The following is an 18167-nucleotide window of genomic DNA, read 5'->3' on the forward strand; positions in this document are numbered from 1 at the left end:
GTCATGACGGATGTTTCCGGAGAACTGGTTTTTCGCCGCGGCAAGCAAGTTGGCAAGGCCGTCTACCAGAACCGCCCGCTGTCGAAGGCAGGCCTCTCCGAGCGGCTCTTCGCCTTGCTGTTTTCCGGCCTCGTCTATCCGCAGATCTGGGAAGACCCCGACGTCGACATGGAGGCGATGCAGCTTGGCCAGGGCCACCGCGTCGTCACCATCGCCTCGGGCGGCTGCAACATCCTTGCCTATCTCACCCGGTCACCCGAAAGGGTCGACGCCGTCGATCTCAACGCCGCCCATATCGCGCTGAACCGCATGAAGCTCGAAGCAGTGCGCCATCTGCCGTCGCAGGGCGACCTGTTCCGTTTCTTCGGCGCTGCCGAGACCCGTCACAATTCGCAAGCCTACGACCGTTTCATCGCGCCGCATCTAGACCCGGTCAGCCGCCATTACTGGGAACATCGTAACTGGCGCCGGCGTCGCCGCATCGCCGTCTTCGACCGCAATTTCTACCAGACCGGCCTGCTCGGCCTGTTCATCGCCATGGGCCACCGCACCGCCAAATTCTTCGGCGTCGATCCGGCCGGCATCATGGAAGCCAAAAGCCTGGCCGACCAGCGCCGCTTCTTCGACGACGAGCTGGCGCCGGTCTTCGAAAAACCGTTGCTGAAATGGGCAACATCGCGAAAAGCCTCGCTGTTCGGCCTCGGCATTCCGCCGGCGCAGTACGATTCGCTAATCACCTCGGGCGACGGCACCATGGCCAGCGTGCTGAAGGCCCGGCTGGAAAAGCTCGCCTGCGACTTTCCGCTGGAGAACAACTATTTCGCCTGGCAGGCTTTTGCCCGCCGCTACCCCAATCCCGGCGAGGCGGCGCTGCCTGCCTATCTCGAAAAGCGCAACTACGAGGCAATCCGCAACAATGTCGACCGCGTCGCCATCCACCATGCCAATCTGATCGAATTCCTTGCCGGCAAGGATGCCGGTTCGGTCGACCGCTTCGTCCTGCTCGACGCGCAGGACTGGATGACCGACGACCAGCTCAATGCGCTGTGGGCCGAGATCACCCGTACCGCGTCGACCGACGCTCGCGTCATCTTCCGCACTGCGGCCGAACCCAGCCTGTTGCCCGGCCGGGTCTCGAATTCGCTGCTCGACCAGTGGAGCTATCAAGACGGGGCCTCGCGCGAATTCTCGGCCCGCGACCGTTCGGCCATCTATGGCGGCTTCCACCTCTATGTGAAGCAAGCCGCATGAGCGCGACCGAACTGCCGGCCAGGCACGGCGAACCGCCGGCCGGGCACGCAGAACCGCCGGCCAGGCACGCCGAGCTGATGGACGGCGTCTACCGCTGGCAGCGCCACGTCTACGACCTGACCCGCAAATATTACCTGCTCGGCCGCGACCGGCTGATATCAGGGCTGGAAGTGCCGGCCGGCGGCACCGTGCTCGAACTTGGCTGCGGCACCGGCCGCAACATCGTCCTCGCCGCCCGCCTTTATCCCAACGCCCGCTTCTTCGGTCTCGATGTTTCAGCCGAAATGCTGGAAACGGCCACTGCTGCCATTGCCCGCGAAGGGCTGTCCGGCCGCGTCAAGCTGGCGCGCGGCGACGCCACCGATTTCGACGCGAAGGCGCTATTTTCCGTCGAACGTTTCGACCGCATTTTTGTCTCCTATTCGCTGTCGATGATCCCCGGCTGGGAGAAGACGATTTTCGCAGCACTTGCAGCCCTGTCACCCGGCGGTTCGCTGCACGTCGTCGATTTCGGCCAGCAGGAGGCCCTGCCCCGCTGGTTCCGCACGCTGCTGCGCGGCTGGCTGAAGAAATTCCACGTCGAGCCGCGTCAGGCCCTGCGGGACGTCCTGCAATCAGAATCTGCAAGGCGCGGCGCAACCCTTCGGTTTAGAACGCTTTATCGCGGTTACACCTGGCTCGCCGTCACCAAGATCGCCATCTAGTTCCTCAGCACAGAGGATTTGGCTCTTTGACTGAGCCCCGTGGACGGTCGCTGCCGACCGGCCCGGAGCCGCCAATCTAACGCTAGCGATAAGCCACACGCTACTACACCTTCGTCATCCTAGGGCGAAGCAAGGAGCGAAGCGACGCGGCGCAGACCCTAGGATGACGAAGTGGAGGGATGCTTCGGCTAATCCTAGAGGTTTGCGATTGCCACTGAGATTCGCTGTTGAAAGAGGCTGTGGACATTCGCTGCCGGCCGGTCGGCTGCCAAATCTCCAACGCTGGCGATTAGCATAAGCCACCACGACTTCGTCATCCTAGGGCGGAGCAAGGAGCGAAGCGACGCGGCGCAGACCCTGGGATCCATGCCGTTACCTCAGCCGAAGAATGCAGCGGCTCAGAACGGCGATGTATCCGAAACGGAGCCAGCTAGCCTTTCCAACGCCGCAGCGATCTGAATTCGCCCGACGAGCGGGCGCGTATTGATCGTGCAAGGCCTTTGGCGACAGCTGCATAGACCCTGCGGCGAGCGATCGCCGCATTCCTCTAATGCAGCGCCTTCACCAGCGCTGCCACCATGATCTGCGGCCGGTAGCCGAGCTTGGCCGGCGTCAGGCCGAGCCGCACCACTACCAGCTGCGCCGAGGGGATGATGGCGACCGTCTGCCCGTCATGGCCTTCCATCCAATAGCTATCCCTTGGCAGGCCCGCAGCGATGCCGGCGCCCGGGCTCTCTTCGTCGCCAGGACCCTCGATCCACAGCTGGCCCCTGCCGTAGACTTTCGAGGCGGGCGCGGCTTCCCGCATCCAGGCGACGAAGCCCGCAGGCAGGATCTCCTGGCCGTTCCAGACACCATCCTGCAGCAGGAACTGGCCGAAGCGCGCCCAGTCGCGGGCGGTGGCGTAGAGATAGGACGAGCCGGCGAAGGTGCCGTGCTCGTCGGTCTCCAGTACCGCGCTCTGCATGCCGAGTGGGTCGAACAGTGCAATCCTTGGCCACGCCAGCGCCTTGTTCTTGTCGCCGATCGCATCCTGCCAAAGCCGCGACAGCATCGCTGCCGTGCCGCTTGAATAGGAAAATACCTTGCCCACCTCGCCGGTCAGCGGCTTGGATCCGGCAAAGCCCGCCATATCAGGCTCCAGATAGAGCATCCGCGTCACGTCGGTGACGTCGCCATAATCCTCGTTGAACTCGAGCCCGCTCGACATCGCCATCATGTCGGCGAGGCTGATGGCGGCGCGGCCGTCCGCTTTCCAGGGTCCGAACAGGCCCTGGTTCGTCATCACCATCTTGCCGTCCTTCACCACCGTGCCGACGATCGCGGCATTGACCGTCTTGGTCATCGACCAGCCAAGCAACGGCGTCTTTTCGGTAAAACCTGCGCCATAACGCTCGGCGATGACGCGGCCGTTCCTGACCACCACCACAGCCCGCATACCGGCGCCGGTCATTGCAGGATCGTCGAGGATTTTCGCGATTTCGGGGTTTTGCGAGGCATCAACTCTGTCGCCCTCCGGCCAGAGCGCATCGAGTGGCGGTGTCAGCGCCGGCCCGGCGACTGCTTTGGCCCTGGCGATGTCGCCATCCGGAACCGAAGCACAGCCAAGCCCGTCCCGAACGACCGCGACGCTCTTGCCGAACATGCCGAACAGCCCGGCCGAAACCGTGCCCTGTTCCTTGTCGACGGACACCCGCATCAGCCGCAGCAGTGGATGGCCCGGCGCCTGCACGTCGACGGCGAGTACCTGATCGGCATCGCGTCCGGCGATAAAAACATTCGAGCAAACGATCTTGGCCGTATAGCCCGAGCCGACGCGGATCAGTTCCGGCGGCGCCAGATACAGCCAGGCAGCGAGTGCTGCGACCGCCAGCACAGCCAGCCCGAGCAGCCATTTCACCAGCCTCAGAACAGTCTGCATTCTTCCGACTCTCCCCGGACGCTCATCCATGCCATTGATTTGCCGCCATTGCTTCGGCAAAATCGCGGTTCTGGTCGAGCGCTGTCAACGGAATATCAACCATGATCGGCGATCACCAGGGATAGGAGAGCGGTCCTGTGGGGCGATCGCTTGGGGGCACGGTCGAGGGACCACCTGCAGCAACAACCCATCAGCGGCCGGCTGAAACCGGTTCAGGAGTAGCGATGCGCCGTTTCGCGGCTTTCATTATGCTGACGCTGCTGGGCGCCTGCTCGACCGTCGACGATCTTGCGCCCTCGCTGCCGGGCGCCCCGAGCGTTGCGGTGCGCGCACCCCGTTTTGACGACTCCGACCCGCATGAGTGGGACAGCGGCGCGCCTTGGAGCTATGCCGTGCACGGCACCGACGTCTCCAAATACCAGACCTCGGTTGATTGGCCGGCGGCCAGGGCCAGCGGCATTTCCTTCGTTTTCATCAAGGCGACGGAAGGCGGCGATCGCTTCGACGCATATTTCAACGAGCATTGGAGCCGCACGAAAGCCGCCGGAATCCCGCGCGCCGCCTATCATTTCTACTATTTTTGCACGCCGGCCGCGACGCAGGCGCGCTGGTTCATCCAGAACGTCCCCAGAGACCGGTCGGCAATCCCGCCGGTTCTCGACATGGAATGGAACCCGCAATCGCCGACCTGCAAGCTGCGCCCCAATGCGGCCACGGTGCGCAGCGAGATGAGCACTTTCCTCGAAATCGTCGAAAAGCACTATGGCAAGAAGCCGATCATCTACACCTCGATCGATTTCTTCGACGACAACGGCCTGTCGGCCTTCCGCGGCTATCCCTACTGGCTGCGTTCGGTGGCCGGCCATCCGCGCAAAAGATACGGCAGCCACCCGTTCACCTTCTGGCAGTACACCGGAACCGGTATTGTGCCGGGCATCTCAGGGAAGGCCGATATCAACGTGTTCAACGGCTCGGAAGCCACCTGGAACAAATGGCTGCGGCAGAACACCCGTTGACAGCGGGCCTGCAGCCTGCTTTTCGACACAGCCAATGAAGGACGCCTGCAACCGCCGGTAATCTTCTCGGGAGGATGGCGATGCGATTGAGCTTGGAAATTCTCGCCGCGCTGTTTCTGGCCGCCACGGCGCCGGCGGTGGCACAGCAATGCGGCGGCGATTTCCAGGCATGGAAGCAGGGCGTTGTGGCCGAGGCGAAGAACGCCGGCGTCGGCACTGCCGGACTTGAGGCGCTGGAAACCGCCGCTCTCGATGGAAAGGTGCTGGCGCGAGATCGCGCCCAAGGCGTCTTTACCCAGACCTTCATCGAGTTTTCGAACCGCATGATATCGGCCTATCGGCTGAAGCAGGGCGCGGTCATCTTAAAGGAATATGCCGACGTGTTTGCCCGCGCCGATCGCGAATTCGGCGTTCAGGCCCCGGTCATTGCCGCCTTCTGGGCACTGGAAACCGATTTCGGCGCCGTGCAGGGCGATTTCCAGACGCTGAACGCATTGGTCACGCTCTCTCACGACTGTCGTCGCCCGCAGCTCTTCCGGCCCCAGATCGTGCCATTGTTGACGCTGATCGATCGCGGCGTGGTCCCGGCCGACGTCACCGGTGCCTGGGCGGGCGAAATCGGCCAGACGCAGATGCTGCCTTCCGACTATCTCGGCCGAGGCGTCGACGGCGACGGCAACGAAGTGATCGACCTGCGCGGCAGCGCGCCTGATGTGATCATGACCACGGCCAACAAGATCATGTCGCGTGGCTGGAAACGAGACCAGCCCTGGATCGAGGAAGTCCGCGTGCCGGACGACTTGCCATGGGACCAGACCGGCCGCACCAACAAGCTGCCGCTGGCGCAATGGGCTCAGTGGGGTGTCACCAACCCGAACAGCACGCCGCTTGTCGATAACGGCCTGAAGGCAGGCCTCGCACTGCCTATGGGCCGCAACGGGCCGGCCTTCCTGGTCTACGACAATTTCGACGTCTACCTCGAATGGAACCAGTCCTTCACCTATGCGCTGACCGCGGCAAATCTCGCCGCGCGGCTGGCGGGTGCGCCGCAATTCGACTCGCGCAATCCCGAACCCGGCCTCAACGGCGACCAGATGAGGGCATTGCAGACGAAGCTCGAGGCCAGAGGCTATGACGTGGGAACAGTCGACGGCATCCTGGGCACCAACACCCGCGAAGCGATCCGCAAGGAGCAGATGCGGCTAGGCCTGCCGGTCGACGGCTGGCCGACACCGGAGCTTTTGGCGAAACTGTAGCAGGTTAGTGAGTAGTGAGTAGTGAGTAGTGAATGGTGAATGGAACTAGGTGCTCACTACTGACTACTGACTACTGACTTATTCACTTATTCACTATTCACTATTCACTATTCACTATTCACTAATCCATCATCGCCTGGCAAGCAGGAAGTCGATGAAGACTCGCAAGGCCGGCGGAACCTGCCGGGAGCTTGTATGATATAGGTAAAAGCCCGGAAATCTCGGCGACCAGGCTTCGAGAAAACGGATGAGCTTGCCGGTTTCGATCCACGGCCGAACCTGGTAATCCAGCATGTAAGCCACGCCGATTCCATCCAGGGCCGCCCTGATCATCAGTTCCGTGTCGTTGACCGTCAGACCGCCGTTCACGGCTATTTCCAAAGCGTGTCGGCCTCGCGCGAACTCCCATCGATAGACGTTGCCGCCACCGGGCCACTGGAAATTGATGCATTGATGATGGTGCAGGTCGGCGGGATGACGGGGCATGGGGTGATCCTCGAGATAGCTGGGCGCCGCCACTGCGGCCATCTCCAGCTCCCCGCTGAGTTTCACCGCCACCATGTCCTTATGCAGCCGCTCACCAAGCCTGATTCCGGCATCGAATCGTCCCTCGACAATATCGGTCAGCATGTCGTCGACGATGATGGTGAGGGCAATATCGGGATAGGCGCGGCGGAAATCGCCGAGGATGGGCACGATGAAACGCATGGCGGCGATGCGTGGAACATTGATACGCAGCGAGCCTGCCGGTCGATCGCGTGATGCATGCGCGTCGGCGACAGCCCCTTCGAGTTCGCTGAATGCCGGAGCGAGGCGGGCAAACAGCGTTTCGCCTGCAGCGGTCGGCGACACGCTGCGGGTCGTGCGGTTGAGCAGCCGGACACCGACACGCTCCTCCAGCCCGCGTATCGTCTGGCTAAGCGCCGGCGGCGAAATCCTGAGCCTGGCCGCGGCGCGGACAAAGCTGCCTTCCTCGACGATCGTCGCGAACGCCCTCAGCTCGGAAAACTCGGTCCCTCGCATTATGTACCCCAGACTTAACAAGCCTGTTCGATCATAGGCTATTATCTGATCAATAGCATGCCCCTAACTTCCACATGGAACGCCGCCGCTCGATTTGGAACGGCCGTAGCCAGACGAGAAAGGGACAGCTATGTATCATTCGCTTGAAGGCAAAATCGCGCTCGTGACCGGCAGTTCGCGCGGCATCGGCCGCGCCATCGCCGAGGGGCTCGCGGCAAACGGCGCGGCCGTGGTCGTCAATTATGTCGGCAACGAGAAAGCCGCCCAGGAAGCCGTTGCCGCCATCCGCGAGAATGGCGGCAAGGCCGTCGCCATTCGGGCCGATATCTCCATTGTTTCCGACATTCGCCGGCTGTTCGATGAAACCGAGAGGCAGATAGGCGCGATTGACATCGTCGTCGCCAATGTCGGCGTCGCCGTCATAAAGCCGTTGGTCGAGGCCACCGAAGCCGACTTCGACCACGTCTTCGGCGCCAATGCCAAAGGCACCTTCTTCACGCTTCAGGAAGCGGCGCGGCGCGTGCGCGACGGTGGCCGTATCATCGCGGTTTCCACCGGTGGAACCAAGATGTTCTTCACCCAGACCGCCCTTTATCTCGGCAGCAAAGGAGCCGTCGAGCAGTTCGTCCGCGTCCTCTCGCGCGAACTCGGACCGCGCTCCGTCACCGTGAATGCGCTTTCGCCAGGCTTTACCGACACTGACCTGCTGCCCGAGCGGGATCGCGCGATCGCCGCCGGGATGTCGCCCTTCGGCAGGATCGGAGCGCCGCGCGACGTCGCCGATGTCGCGGTTTTCCTCGCTTCCGACGAGGCCCGTTGGCTGACCGGCGAGAACATCCAGGCCGGCGGCGGCGTTGCTTAGTGAATAGTGAATAGTGAATGGTGAATGGTGAGGTTGTAGTGGCAGTGGAATTAGGCAGTCACCGCTGATTACTGACTACTGACTACTGACTACTGACTACGCACTATTCACTATTCACTATTCACTATTCACCATTCACTAATCCGCCATCGTCTCCAGGCTGGCGAACCCTTGTGGCGCATCGCCCTCATCGAACGGCGTCGTCACCTCGACAAACGTGTCGGGATAGAAGCCGTTGAACCGTGTCCTCAGCGACAGCGAATAGGCGCCGATATGACCGATCTCGATCCAGTCGCCGGTATCGACCGTTTCCGGCAGCCAGAACGGCCGCGACAGGATGTCGACGGAATCGCAGGTCGCGCCGCACACCTTGAACGGCACGATGGTCTTCTCCTCGCCATTGCGCGAGCGGATCGCCGGGTCTGGAATGAAGCGCGCCGGCAGCGTGATCTTGCCGGTCCATGAATCCGACAGCGACGCCCAGATGCCGTCATTGATGTAGAGCCGCTTGCCCTTGCGCAGCAGCACGCGCACGATCAGCGACAGGCAGCGCGCCACGATCACCCGGCCCGGCTCCGCCACCAGCGGCATTTGGTCGAACTGGTATTCCTTGAGGTCGCCCGACAGCCGCGACATGATCTGGCCGAGCGACGGCATCTCGATCTGCTTGCGGTTGGGATCATGGCCGTATTCGGCGGGAAAACCGCCGCCGACGTCGAGGCCGGCAATGTCGAAGCTGACGCGGTTGCGCACCCAGTCGGCCGAGGCCAGCGCCCGCTCATAGGTGTCGGGATCCTCGATCTGACTGCCGACATGAAAGCATAGCCCGACCTTGTAGCCGGTCCGGTTCAGCCGTTCGGCCAGTTCGACCGCATTGGCCGGTCCTGCGCCAAACTTCTTCGACAGTTCGTAGGCGGCCGATCCTTTCGTCTGGATGCGCACGAACACGGTGATCGCGCCCGGATCGATATCGAGCGCCCGCACCACGCGGGTCAGCTTGGTGATCTCGTCCTCGTGGTCGAGCGAGATGACCCGGATGCCATATTTCTCCAGCGCCAGCTTGATGTCCGACTGTGCCTTGACAGGATGCATGTAGAGCATCTCGGCGTCCGGCGAGACCGCGCGCACGGCGGCGAATTCGCCGGGCGAGGCCACGTCGAAAGCGCCGACGCCGGCCTCGACCAGCGCCTTCAGCACGATCTGCTCGCCGTTGGTCTTGACCGCATAGGCGGTCTTGCCGGGAAACATGCCCATGAACTGCCTGGCGTCCGCCTTCAGCACCTGCGGGCGGAAGCAATAGATCGGATCGTCCGGGCGAAGCGCCAGCGCCGCTTCGCGCGCATTTTCGAATTGCTGCATGGACGAATCCCTTGGCTTAGACTGCGCACAATTAATCCAACCTATGCGGGAATGAAAACAATTCTGTGTCTCGCACCCCTGACGCTGCGGCGCTACGGCAGATGATGCAATGCTAGTCCACTGATCTGGTTTCGGGTGGCCCTTGCCATCGAACAGGATATGGCCTGAACAGACGCCTGATTGACTTGGCATTCAGAACCATCCGGGAGGATTCTCCATGGCGATCACAACCACGACGGCAATGCGCGGCCCCATGGTCTTGAAAGACTGGGCGCAGCTTCTGCTGCTCGGTGCGATCTGGGGTGGCTCGTTCTTCTTTGCCCGCATTGCGGTTGCAGAGATTCCGCCGCTGGTGCTGGTGCTGTTTCGCGTCGCCATCGCGGCGCTGGCGCTGCATCTCTATCTCGGCCTGCGCGGTCCGTCCTTTCGCATCGCCTTGCGGCATGCCGGCCTGTTCTTTCTGCTGGCGCTCGTCAACAACGTCATACCGTTCTCGCTGATCTTCGCCGGCCAGACCGAGCTTGGCGCCGGTGTCGCCTCGGTGCTCAATTCGACGACGCCGTTCTGGACGTTGATCCTCGCCAACGCGCTCACATCAGACGAAAAGCTCTCCTGGAACAAGCTTGCCGGGATCGCGCTCGGCATCGTCGGCACGGCGGTGATGATCGGACCGGGCCTGCTTGCCGGGCTGGGCGGTCCGGTCTGGGCGAAATTCGCGCTGGTCGGCGCCTCGCTGTCCTATGCGGTGGCCCTGATGATCGCCCGCCGCTTCAAGGGTTTGCCGTCACCGGTCATCGCCACTGGACAATTGACCGCCTCGACCATCATCATGATCCCGATCGTGCTGCTTGGCCACGGCACTGCCAACCTGTTTTCGGCCTCGCCGCCGGTCTGGGCGGCGGTGTTGGCGCTGGCCCTGCTGTCCACCGCCTTCGCCTACATCCTCTATTTCAACCTCGTCGCCTCGGCTGGCGCCACCAACGCCTCGCTGGTCACGCTCATCGTGCCGGCCAGCGCGATCCTGCTCGGCTTTCTGTTCCTGGGCGAACGGCTCGAATTGTTCGAACTCGGCGGCATGGCACTGATCGCGATCGGCCTCGTCACGATCGACGGCCGCCTGTTCGGCCGACGCTGATGCATGTCGCCAAAGCGCGCCCAGGCGCGACACGCTTGAGAGCTTCGTATCCAATCGAACGACGCTCCAATTCGTCGAATCTTCGCATCGACCCGAAATCGATCCCGACTTTCGGCGACGGTAGCGCTGCCATCTCCATCCTTGCCCCAGCTCCGTCACATTTTGTACACAGGGCCGAAGCGGGATTTTGCCGAAGAGTTTCAATGCCTAACGGCAAATGGCCTGTCGTAAATTCCACAATGTCGTCGCATTGCAGCATAGTTTCCGCTTGCCTGTGGCAGAAATGCCCCTAGACTCTGGCCATAGCTCTTTAAGAGGAGGCTATGACATGGGACTCACGAGGCCAATCAACGCATTGATGATTTGTGCTGCATTTGCCTTCATCGGGGCGCTGATTATGGGCTTTCTTCCATAGACCCGCCAAGCAACGGAAGATCAGCACAAAATAGTCCAAGTCATTGAAAAGGCCGGGTTTTTACCCGGCCTTTTTGCATCCCAGATTTGACAGAGACTTACGCCGCGGCGGACCCCGCGGCTTCAGCCTCATGCGAGCGGATGCCGATCATGTGGCAGACGGCGAAGACCAGATCGGCGCGGTTCATGGTGTAGAAATGAAAATCGCCGACGCCGCGCTCGACAAGGTCCAGCACCTGCTCGGCCGCCACCGCGGACGCCACCAGCGCATGCGTTTGCGGGTCCGTCTGCAGCCCGTCGAAGCGCTCGGCCATCCACGCCGGCACCAGCGCGCCGCAGCGCGCCGAGAAATTGGCGACCTGGGTAAAATTGTGGACCGGCAATATGCCCGGCACGATCGGTATGTAGATGCCGGCCCGCCGCGCCCGTTCGACATAGCGCTCGTAGAGGTCATTGTCGAAGAAGAACTGGGTGATCGCCCGCGTCGCGCCATTGTCGACCTTGCGCTTCAGCATATCGATATCGGTGGCGAAATCCGGGCTCTCCGGATGCTTTTCCGGATAGGCCGAGACCGAGATGTCGAAATCGCCGACACCTTTCAGCGCCCCCACCAGTTCGGCGCCATTGGCATAGCCGTCCGGATGCGGACGATAGGCGGCGCCGACGCCCTCGGCCGGATCGCCGCGCAGGGCGACGAAGCGGGTGACACCCATGTCGGCGAATTCCTGGATGATTTCATCGACCTCGTGACGAGCCGCATCGACGCACGTCATGTGCGCCGCCGGCGTCAGCGTCGTTTCGTTGAGGATGCGCTTGACCGTGCGCGCCGTGCGCTCGCGGGTCGAGCCGCCGGCGCCATAGGTGACGGAGACGAATTTCGGCTTGAGCGGCTGTAGCCGGGTAACTGTGTCCCACAGCCTTGCTTCCATCTCGTTGCTCTTCGGCGGGAAGAACTCGAACGAAACCCTGATCTTGTCGCCAATGTCGGGGCGGCGGGAAAAGCGGAACTGGTTCATCAGGCGGTTTCCCCTATCGGAAAGGCATTGGCCGGTTGTGCATGGTTGGAAGGATCGGCGATGAGCATGCGCTGGTCACGGCCGAGCCACAGTTTTACGGTGAGCCTGGGTTCATTGCCGGCGCGCGGCTCGAATTCCTGGCTCTCTTCGAGGTCGAGCCCGGCCTCGGAAAACCACTCGGTGATCTGCCGGTCGGCAAAGCCGAGCCGCACATGCGCGTGGGCGTCGCGCAGGAATTCCAGCGAATGCGGAGCGAAATCCACGATCACCAGCCGGCCTGCCGGACGCAGCAGCCTTGCTGCCTCGCGGATGGCGCGGGCGGGATCGTCGAGATAGTGCAGCACCTGGTGGATGGTGACGAGATCGAAGGCGTCGCGCTCGACCGGCGGCGCAAAAATGTCGCCCTGGCGCACCTGCGCATTCGAAATGCCGGCTTTGTCGAGATTGGCGCGCGCCACCGTCAGCATCTCGCGCGACATGTCGATGCCGATGCCGCGCCGGTAGAGCGGCGAAAAGATCTCGAGCAGCCGCCCAGTGCCGGTGCCAAGGTCGAGCATCGACTGGAACGGCCGCTTGCCGACGAGCTTGAGCAGCGCTGCCTCCACGGCGCGGTCCGGCACATGCAGCGAGCGGATGTGATCCCAGCTTGCGGCATTTGCGGAGAAATATTCGGCGGCGCGATCCTGCCGCTTGCGCTTGACCGCTGCCAAGCGCTCGAGGTCACGCTCGACCTGCGGATCGGCACCCCGGATACCGGAGACCAGCCTGAGCACGAAGTCGCGCGCCGCATCCGAATCCGACAGCCGGAAGAAGGCCCAGGAGCCCTCCTGATAGCGGCCGATCAGCCCCGCCTCCAGTAAAAGCTTCAGGTGGCGCGAGACGCGCGGCTGCGACTGGCCGAGGATTTCGGTGAGATCGGAAACGGTGAGATCGCCGCGCGACAGCAACGCCAGGATGCGCAACCGGCTGGATTCGGCCGCCGCCTTCAATGTATCTACCATGGTGTCGAGCGCGACATGCATGCGAGCATTCTCTTTGAAAAGATATAAACATATGTTTATGTCGATTTTGATAGGCTTGCAAGCGCTATGTCGCTCCCGGACAAGAAAATGACGCATGCGTGGCGGATCGCGCACAACCGGAAGCAGGATCGGGGCGAAACCCATGTTCGAAACGCGCAGCGGCGAAAAGCTTCTGGAAACTGATCCCGCCGATATGCCGCCGGACGGCCATGTCGTCTTCATCGGTCGCATCGCCTCGCCCTGGACCACGCGGGAAACTTGCCCCAAGAACATGAAAGCCGCGCGGGAAACGGGCAAGCCGGCGGTTCTCACGATCGACCTGCCCTATCGCGAGGGCCTGCTCGGGCTTGAACGCGCCAGCCACGTCATCATCCTGTCCTGGCTGCACCACGCGCCGCGGACCCTGATTGTTCAGAAACCCCGCCATGCGGCTGAACCGAAGGGCGTTTTTTCGCTGCGCTCCCCGGCCCGGCCGAACCCGGTCGGGTTGCATATCGCCAAGCTCGTCGCCCTCGATATCGAAACGGGCCGTATCGATCTCGATGCCATCGACCTGCTCGACGGCACGCCGGTCATCGACATCAAGCCTTATTTCGCTTCGACCGATGCCTTTGCCGACGCGACCATCGCCGGACGGGACGAGGTCGGGCCAGTGCGGGATGAGCCCGGACAGGTCATGCGATGAGCGCGCCGACCGGTCGCCGCCGCGCCATCGCCAAGGCGCTGACAGCGCTTTTGCCGCTGGCGCCCTATGCCGACATGGAGAAGATCCGCGCCGACGCCGGCGCGGTGCATATGAAGAGCTTGCCGCCGAGCATTGCCGTATGGCTGGCGACAATAGCCCATATCCGTCATGTGCACACCGACTACGAGAAACTGCTGGCCGAAGGCTACGATCGCGACTCGGCGCGTTTCTTCGTCATGGAACAGACCAACAGGGTGCTGACCCGTTGGCGCGCCACCCGTCTGCTCCAGGATGAGGACGAGGAATAACCAGATACCCCGATGGCTCATCCGCAACCCCGGCCTGTGTCTTGTGCCAACCGCCGCAGCGCTCTATCGCGTTCGACGAAGACGACCTGACGGAGGACGTGATGAGCAACTTGATCGATCCGCACGCCAAACCACTGCCCTCGCTCTCCGTCCATCATATAGACCCGCACTCCTACCCCGATGGTGTTGCCTTCCTGGACGGGCAGTATCTGCCGATGTCGCAAGCCAAGATCTCGGTGCTGGATTGGGGCTTCCTGCATTCCGACGCCACCTACGACACAGTGCATGTCTGGGACGGTCGTTTCTTCCGCCTCGATCTGCATCTCGATCGCTTCTTCGGCGGGCTGGAAAAGCTGCGCATGACGGTCCCGTTCGACCGCGATGGCGTGGCCGAAATCCTCCACAATTGCGTGGCGCTGTCGGGTCATCGCGCCGCTTATGTCGAGATGCTGTGCACGCGCGGCGCCTCGCCGACCTTCAGCCGCGACCCGCGCGACGCGATCAACCGCTTCATGGCGTTCGCCGTTCCCTTCGGCTCGGTCGCCAATGCCGAGCAATTGCAGCGCGGCCTGCATGTGGCGATCAGCGACAAGGTGCGCATCCCACCAGCCTCGATCGACCCGACAATCAAGAACTACCACTGGCTCGACCTGGTGCGAGGCCTCTACGACGCCTATGACCGCGGCGCCGAGACCGCACTGCTCCTCGATTTCAACGGCAATGTCGCGGAAGGCCCCGGCTTCAACGTCTTTTGCGTGGATGACGGCAAACTGTCGACGCCGGCTGTCGGCGTGCTGCCAGGTATCACCCGCCGCACCGTCTTCGATCTCTGCGCGGAGGCAGGGCTTGCCGTTGCCGCGGCCGATGTCAGCGTCGCTGCGCTGCGTCAGTCCGATGAGGTCTTCATCAGCTCGACCGCCGGCGGCATCATGCCGGTAACGATGATCGACGGTGTTCCGGTCGCGGACCGCAAGGTCGGTGCGATCACCAGGCGCCTCATGGCGATCTATTGGCAAAAGCACGGAGATCCGGCCTGGTGCAGCCCGGTGCACTATCCCTGACCATCCCTGGCCTCAGGCCCGGTAAATCCACTGCTCGGGCACACGCACCGAAATCTCCTCGCCGGCCGTGATGCGGCCTGGTTTTTCCACCCAGGCGACAAGGCCGCGCAACCGCTTTGCCGCCTTCGGGAACAACAGCGCGCCGGCTTCACGGTCGGCCATTCCGGCATTTTCGGCGACCGATCGCCCGGCGATGCGGCAAGGTCCGTTCTGCGCGTCGACCTTGCCGGTGACGCCTCCTTTAAAGAACAGCAGCGTGCCGGACGGCAGCATCGAGAGATGCGGCAGACCTTCGATCAACAGATTGGCGCCGATCCACTCCGGCTTGATCTCGGCGATGGCCATCCGCCCTGCCACGATCGCCAGCTCGTCCGCGGCCACGATCGACAGCTGCCGCTCGTTGCGCATCTCGGTGCCGCGTGGATACCAGGGCTCGCGCCCGCCGGAGCGCCGCGTCGCGCCGACGTGGAAATCGCCGTCGATGCCGTCGAAGCCAAGCCGCAATTCATCCACCGCGCGTGTCTCGAAATGATCCGATGGCGCGACGTAAAGCGCGGCCACCCGCGCGACAAGTTTCCGCGCCGGGATGATTTCGACCGGGTTTACCGTCTCGGGGAAGAGGTCCAGCATAGGCTTCGCTCCGTGCGTGATGCCAAGCAATTAGCCGCAGTGAGTTCATCAGGTCCAGCCTAAAGCACTGATGCTCCAGTCAAGCAGGCTGATGCGATTACACCGGCGCCTTCCAATGCCGGTGCCGTTCGCGCCAATCAGAGCATGCGCAACAGCGCCCCGCCGATCGAATAGCCGGCGCCGAAGGCGCAGAGCAGGCCATAGTCGCCGGCGTTCATGTCGGCGTGGTTTTCCGACAAGGCGACGACCGCACCGGCGCCGGCGGTGTTGCCGAGGCGCTCCAGCACCATCGGCGCGCGGTCATGGTCGACCTCGTGGCCGAACGACAGCTTCAGGATCATGGCGTTCATACGTGCATTGGCCTGATGCAGCCAGAAGCGCCGGATCGCTTGCGGCGTCAGCCCATGCTCGGCCAGGAACTCGACGATGAATTTGTGCCCGGCGACGGTGACTTCCTTGAACACCTTGTTGCCGACCTGCTTGATCAGGTTGCCTTCCAGGTTGATCATATACGGATCGTCCTGGGCGGTGCGCGTGTAATAGCCGAGATTGGTGCGGATGTTGTTGGACATCTGCGTCCAGGTCCGGGTGTCGAGCACCTCGAAACGTCCCGGCCGCTTGTCGCCCTGGGCAAGCCCCTCGACGACCATCGAGACCGAAGCATCGCCGAAGATGAAATGCGTCTGCCGGTCGCGGAAGTTGAGATGGCCGGTGATGATTTCGGGCGTCGTCACCAGCACGCGCCTGTGTGCGCCCGCCCGCACCAGATTGACCGCGATATGCAACGCCGCCGCCGCCGACGAGCAGCCAAGGCCCATGTCGAAGCCGGCGCCCCTCGTGCCCATCGCCTGCTGCATCTCGATGGCGATCGCCGGATAGGGCCGCTGGTGATGCGAGGCCGAGCAGATCACCAGGTCGATATCAGGTGGCTCCAGGCCGGCATGGTCGAGCGCTTTCCTGGCCGATGCGATACCGAACTCGGCTTCCAGCGACAGCGCGTCGTCCGGCCGCGCCGGAATGCGCGGCGCCATGCGGGTCGGGTCGAGAATGCCTTCCCGCTCGATCACATGGCGCGTCTGCACGCCCGAAGCATGGACGATGAAGGCGCTGTCCGATTTCTGCAGCAGCGCCTCGCCCGAAGCCTGGCGGCGGACATTCTCCATCTCGACCCAGGCATTGAAGCTGTCGACCAATTCCTCATTGGTGATCGAAGGCTCGGGGATTTCAACGCCGATGCCGCTGATGATGACGCGATGCATTTTCAGTTCGTCCCCATGCGCAGGCGCTACGGCTTGATGTGGGCGCCGCGAGAGTTCGGCGCAACATTATTCGCATCAAGCTAGTTTAAGCCGGCTTAAATCAAGGGCCTGAGGCACAAGACCACAACCTTGCGTGGCTGAAATACGCGTTGTGGCGAATCAAGCGCAGCCAGGCAGTGCGTCTCGGTGTGGCCAATCGTTTCTAGGCAGCGCGCCGCGCGACGATGAAAAGGCGCGGGAAACGCAGCAGCACCTTGCCGTTCGCCGTCTTCGGATAGGCTTCGGTTATCCCAGCGGTGTAGCGCGTGAGAAAAAACCGTCGCTCGTTCTCGTCGAGCGGATCGAGGAACGGCTTCAGCCCCGTCGACTTCAGCCACTCGACGATTGCCCCGGCATCGGCCAGCGGATGATTGTAGGCGGTGTGCCAGATGTCGAGCCGGTCGGAGAACGGCGACAAAAGATCGTAGTAGAACGACACTGGCGGCAGCGGCCCGCGCGCAGCACCCTCGAGCTTTTCGGCAAACGGCATTTCGGCCGCCGTCTCGCGCATCAGCCGGTGCGAGGGCTCGCCCATATTGTCGGGCATCTGCACGGCAAGCGCGCCGCCGGGCGCCAAAAATCCCATCAGCCGCTGGAAGATCGCCGGATGCTCGGGCAGCCACTGGAACACCGCATTGGCGAAGATCACGTCGACCGGCTCTTCGGGCTGCCACGCCGCCGCATCCGCCAGTTCGAAGGCCACTTCCGGCAGACGTGCCTTCGCCTTCTCGATCATGTCGGGCGAGGTGTCCAAACCGCTGACCTGCGCGCTCGGCCAGCGTTCGACCAGCAATTGCGTCGAATTGCCCGGCCCGCAGCCGATGTCGACGACCCGGCGCGGCGCCGCCACCGGCACCTGCGCAACGAGATCGCGCGCCGGCCGCGTGCGCTCGTCCTCGAATTTGAGATATTGGGCGGCAGACCAGTCGGGTTTTGCATTTGCGACTGTATTCACCGATAGACCTCGCGACGGTCGCCGACTTGAACCACCCAAATTGCGAGCGCGCTATCGTCGATCCTTGTCAGAATTCGGAATGAACCCACACGGCATTTCCAGAGACCTGCAAGCGGTCCTGTTAGCGCTTCGCCAAGTTCACGTGGATTATCGCGCCGCGCGAGCCTGTTTTCCAGGAAGTCCACAATCCGACGCTGATCGGACCTTTGCAATCTGGAGATATCCTTCAGCGCACGCTTCTCGACACGAAT

Annotated in this window: 17 protein-coding genes; 9 read left to right on the plus strand and 8 right to left on the minus strand. The window is 62.7% G+C overall.

What is annotated here, in order from left to right; genetic code table 11:
* Positions 1–3 precede the first annotated feature (3 nt).
* Together M727_RS0117760 and M727_RS0117765 are read left to right on the plus strand one after the other, a co-directional pair.
* On the plus strand, positions 4–1251 hold the full coding sequence (locus M727_RS0117760) for a DUF3419 family protein (RefSeq protein WP_245268692.1): 1248 nt from the start codon (positions 4–6) through the stop codon (positions 1249–1251).
* Positions 1248–1955, plus strand: coding sequence for a class I SAM-dependent methyltransferase (locus M727_RS0117765; RefSeq protein ID WP_027153806.1), 708 nt, complete (start codon positions 1248–1250; stop codon positions 1953–1955). Before M727_RS0117760 ends, M727_RS0117765 begins: the two co-directional genes overlap by 4 nt.
* Before the next feature lie 547 nt (positions 1956–2502).
* Here M727_RS0117765 and M727_RS0117770 read toward each other — a convergent pair.
* Positions 2503–3876 carry a serine hydrolase gene (locus M727_RS0117770; RefSeq protein ID WP_027153807.1) on the minus strand — a complete coding sequence of 458 codons (1374 nt, stop codon included), beginning with the start codon at positions 3874–3876 and terminating at the stop codon, positions 2503–2505.
* Between the two features lie 224 nt (positions 3877–4100).
* Here M727_RS0117770 and M727_RS0117775 point away from each other — a divergent pair, with 224 nt between their 5' ends.
* Both M727_RS0117775 and M727_RS0117780 read left to right on the plus strand, forming a co-directional pair.
* Positions 4101–4892, plus strand: coding sequence for a GH25 family lysozyme (locus M727_RS0117775; RefSeq protein ID WP_027153808.1), 792 nt, complete (start codon positions 4101–4103; stop codon positions 4890–4892).
* 80 nt (positions 4893–4972) lie between these two features.
* Positions 4973–6148, plus strand: a complete 1176-nt coding sequence (locus M727_RS0117780; RefSeq protein ID WP_027153809.1) for a lytic murein transglycosylase — start codon at positions 4973–4975, stop codon at positions 6146–6148.
* A gap of 129 nt (positions 6149–6277) precedes the next feature.
* Here M727_RS0117780 and M727_RS0117785 read toward each other — a convergent pair whose 3' ends face one another.
* A complete protein-coding gene (locus M727_RS0117785; RefSeq protein ID WP_027153810.1) occupies positions 6278–7171 on the minus strand; it encodes a LysR family transcriptional regulator in 894 nt (297 codons plus the stop codon).
* A gap of 130 nt (positions 7172–7301) precedes the next feature.
* On the opposite strand from M727_RS0117785, the gene M727_RS0117790 reads away from it, so the two are divergent.
* Complete coding sequence (locus M727_RS0117790) at positions 7302–8033, plus strand: SDR family oxidoreductase (protein WP_027153811.1); 732 nt, start codon at positions 7302–7304, stop codon at positions 8031–8033.
* Positions 8034–8171: 138 nt separating this feature from the next.
* Here M727_RS0117790 and M727_RS0117795 read toward each other — a convergent pair whose 3' ends face one another.
* Entirely contained in the window at positions 8172–9392 is a 1221-nt protein-coding gene (locus M727_RS0117795; RefSeq protein WP_027153812.1) for an alanine racemase, read from the minus strand.
* Between the two features lie 217 nt (positions 9393–9609).
* On the opposite strand from M727_RS0117795, the gene M727_RS0117800 reads away from it, so the two are divergent.
* Positions 9610–10527, plus strand: coding sequence for a DMT family transporter (locus tag M727_RS0117800; RefSeq protein ID WP_027153813.1), 918 nt, complete (start codon positions 9610–9612; stop codon positions 10525–10527).
* A 512-nt stretch (positions 10528–11039) separates the two neighbouring features.
* Here the strand turns inward: M727_RS0117800 and metF are convergent.
* Both metF and M727_RS0117810 read right to left on the minus strand, forming a co-directional pair.
* Complete coding sequence (gene metF, locus M727_RS0117805) at positions 11040–11957, minus strand: methylenetetrahydrofolate reductase [NAD(P)H] (RefSeq protein WP_027153814.1); 918 nt, start codon at positions 11955–11957, stop codon at positions 11040–11042.
* Complete coding sequence (locus M727_RS0117810) at positions 11957–12979, minus strand: metalloregulator ArsR/SmtB family transcription factor (protein WP_027153815.1); 1023 nt, start codon at positions 12977–12979, stop codon at positions 11957–11959. Before M727_RS0117810 ends, metF begins: the two co-directional genes overlap by 1 nt.
* Positions 12980–13121: 142 nt before the next feature.
* On the opposite strand from M727_RS0117810, the gene tsaA reads away from it, so the two are divergent.
* The 3 genes from tsaA to M727_RS0117825 all read left to right on the plus strand — a co-directional run bounded on the left by tsaA (position 13122) and on the right by M727_RS0117825 (position 15033).
* On the plus strand, positions 13122–13664 hold the full coding sequence (gene tsaA / locus M727_RS36660; RefSeq protein WP_036262552.1) for a tRNA (N6-threonylcarbamoyladenosine(37)-N6)-methyltransferase TrmO: 543 nt from the start codon (positions 13122–13124) through the stop codon (positions 13662–13664).
* A complete protein-coding gene (locus tag M727_RS0117820; RefSeq protein WP_027153816.1) occupies positions 13661–13972 on the plus strand; it encodes a DUF2293 domain-containing protein in 312 nt (103 codons plus the stop codon). The genes tsaA and M727_RS0117820 overlap by 4 nt, the downstream gene beginning before the upstream one ends.
* A gap of 101 nt (positions 13973–14073) precedes the next feature.
* Positions 14074–15033 (plus strand): aminotransferase class IV, encoded by a 960-nt coding sequence (locus M727_RS0117825; RefSeq protein ID WP_027153817.1) that lies wholly within the window; start codon positions 14074–14076, stop codon positions 15031–15033.
* 12 nt (positions 15034–15045) lie between these two features.
* Here M727_RS0117825 and M727_RS0117830 read toward each other — a convergent pair whose 3' ends face one another.
* From M727_RS0117830 to tam, 3 genes are all read right to left on the minus strand, one after another.
* The gene (locus tag M727_RS0117830) at positions 15046–15663 is read right to left on the minus strand and encodes an MOSC domain-containing protein (protein WP_027153818.1); all 618 of its coding nucleotides are present in this window, start codon (positions 15661–15663) and stop codon (positions 15046–15048) included.
* Between the two features lie 137 nt (positions 15664–15800).
* Positions 15801–16922 carry a beta-ketoacyl-ACP synthase III gene (locus M727_RS0117835; RefSeq protein ID WP_027153819.1) on the minus strand — a complete coding sequence of 374 codons (1122 nt, stop codon included), beginning with the start codon at positions 16920–16922 and terminating at the stop codon, positions 15801–15803.
* A 202-nt stretch (positions 16923–17124) separates the two neighbouring features.
* On the minus strand, positions 17125–17916 hold the full coding sequence (gene tam, locus M727_RS0117840; RefSeq protein ID WP_027153820.1) for a trans-aconitate 2-methyltransferase: 792 nt from the start codon (positions 17914–17916) through the stop codon (positions 17125–17127).
* Positions 17917–18167: the final 251 nt, after the last annotated feature.

Origin of the sequence: Mesorhizobium sp. WSM2561 (assembly GCF_000513915.1) — a bacterium.
Taxonomy (GTDB): domain Bacteria; phylum Pseudomonadota; class Alphaproteobacteria; order Rhizobiales; family Rhizobiaceae; genus Mesorhizobium; species Mesorhizobium muleiense.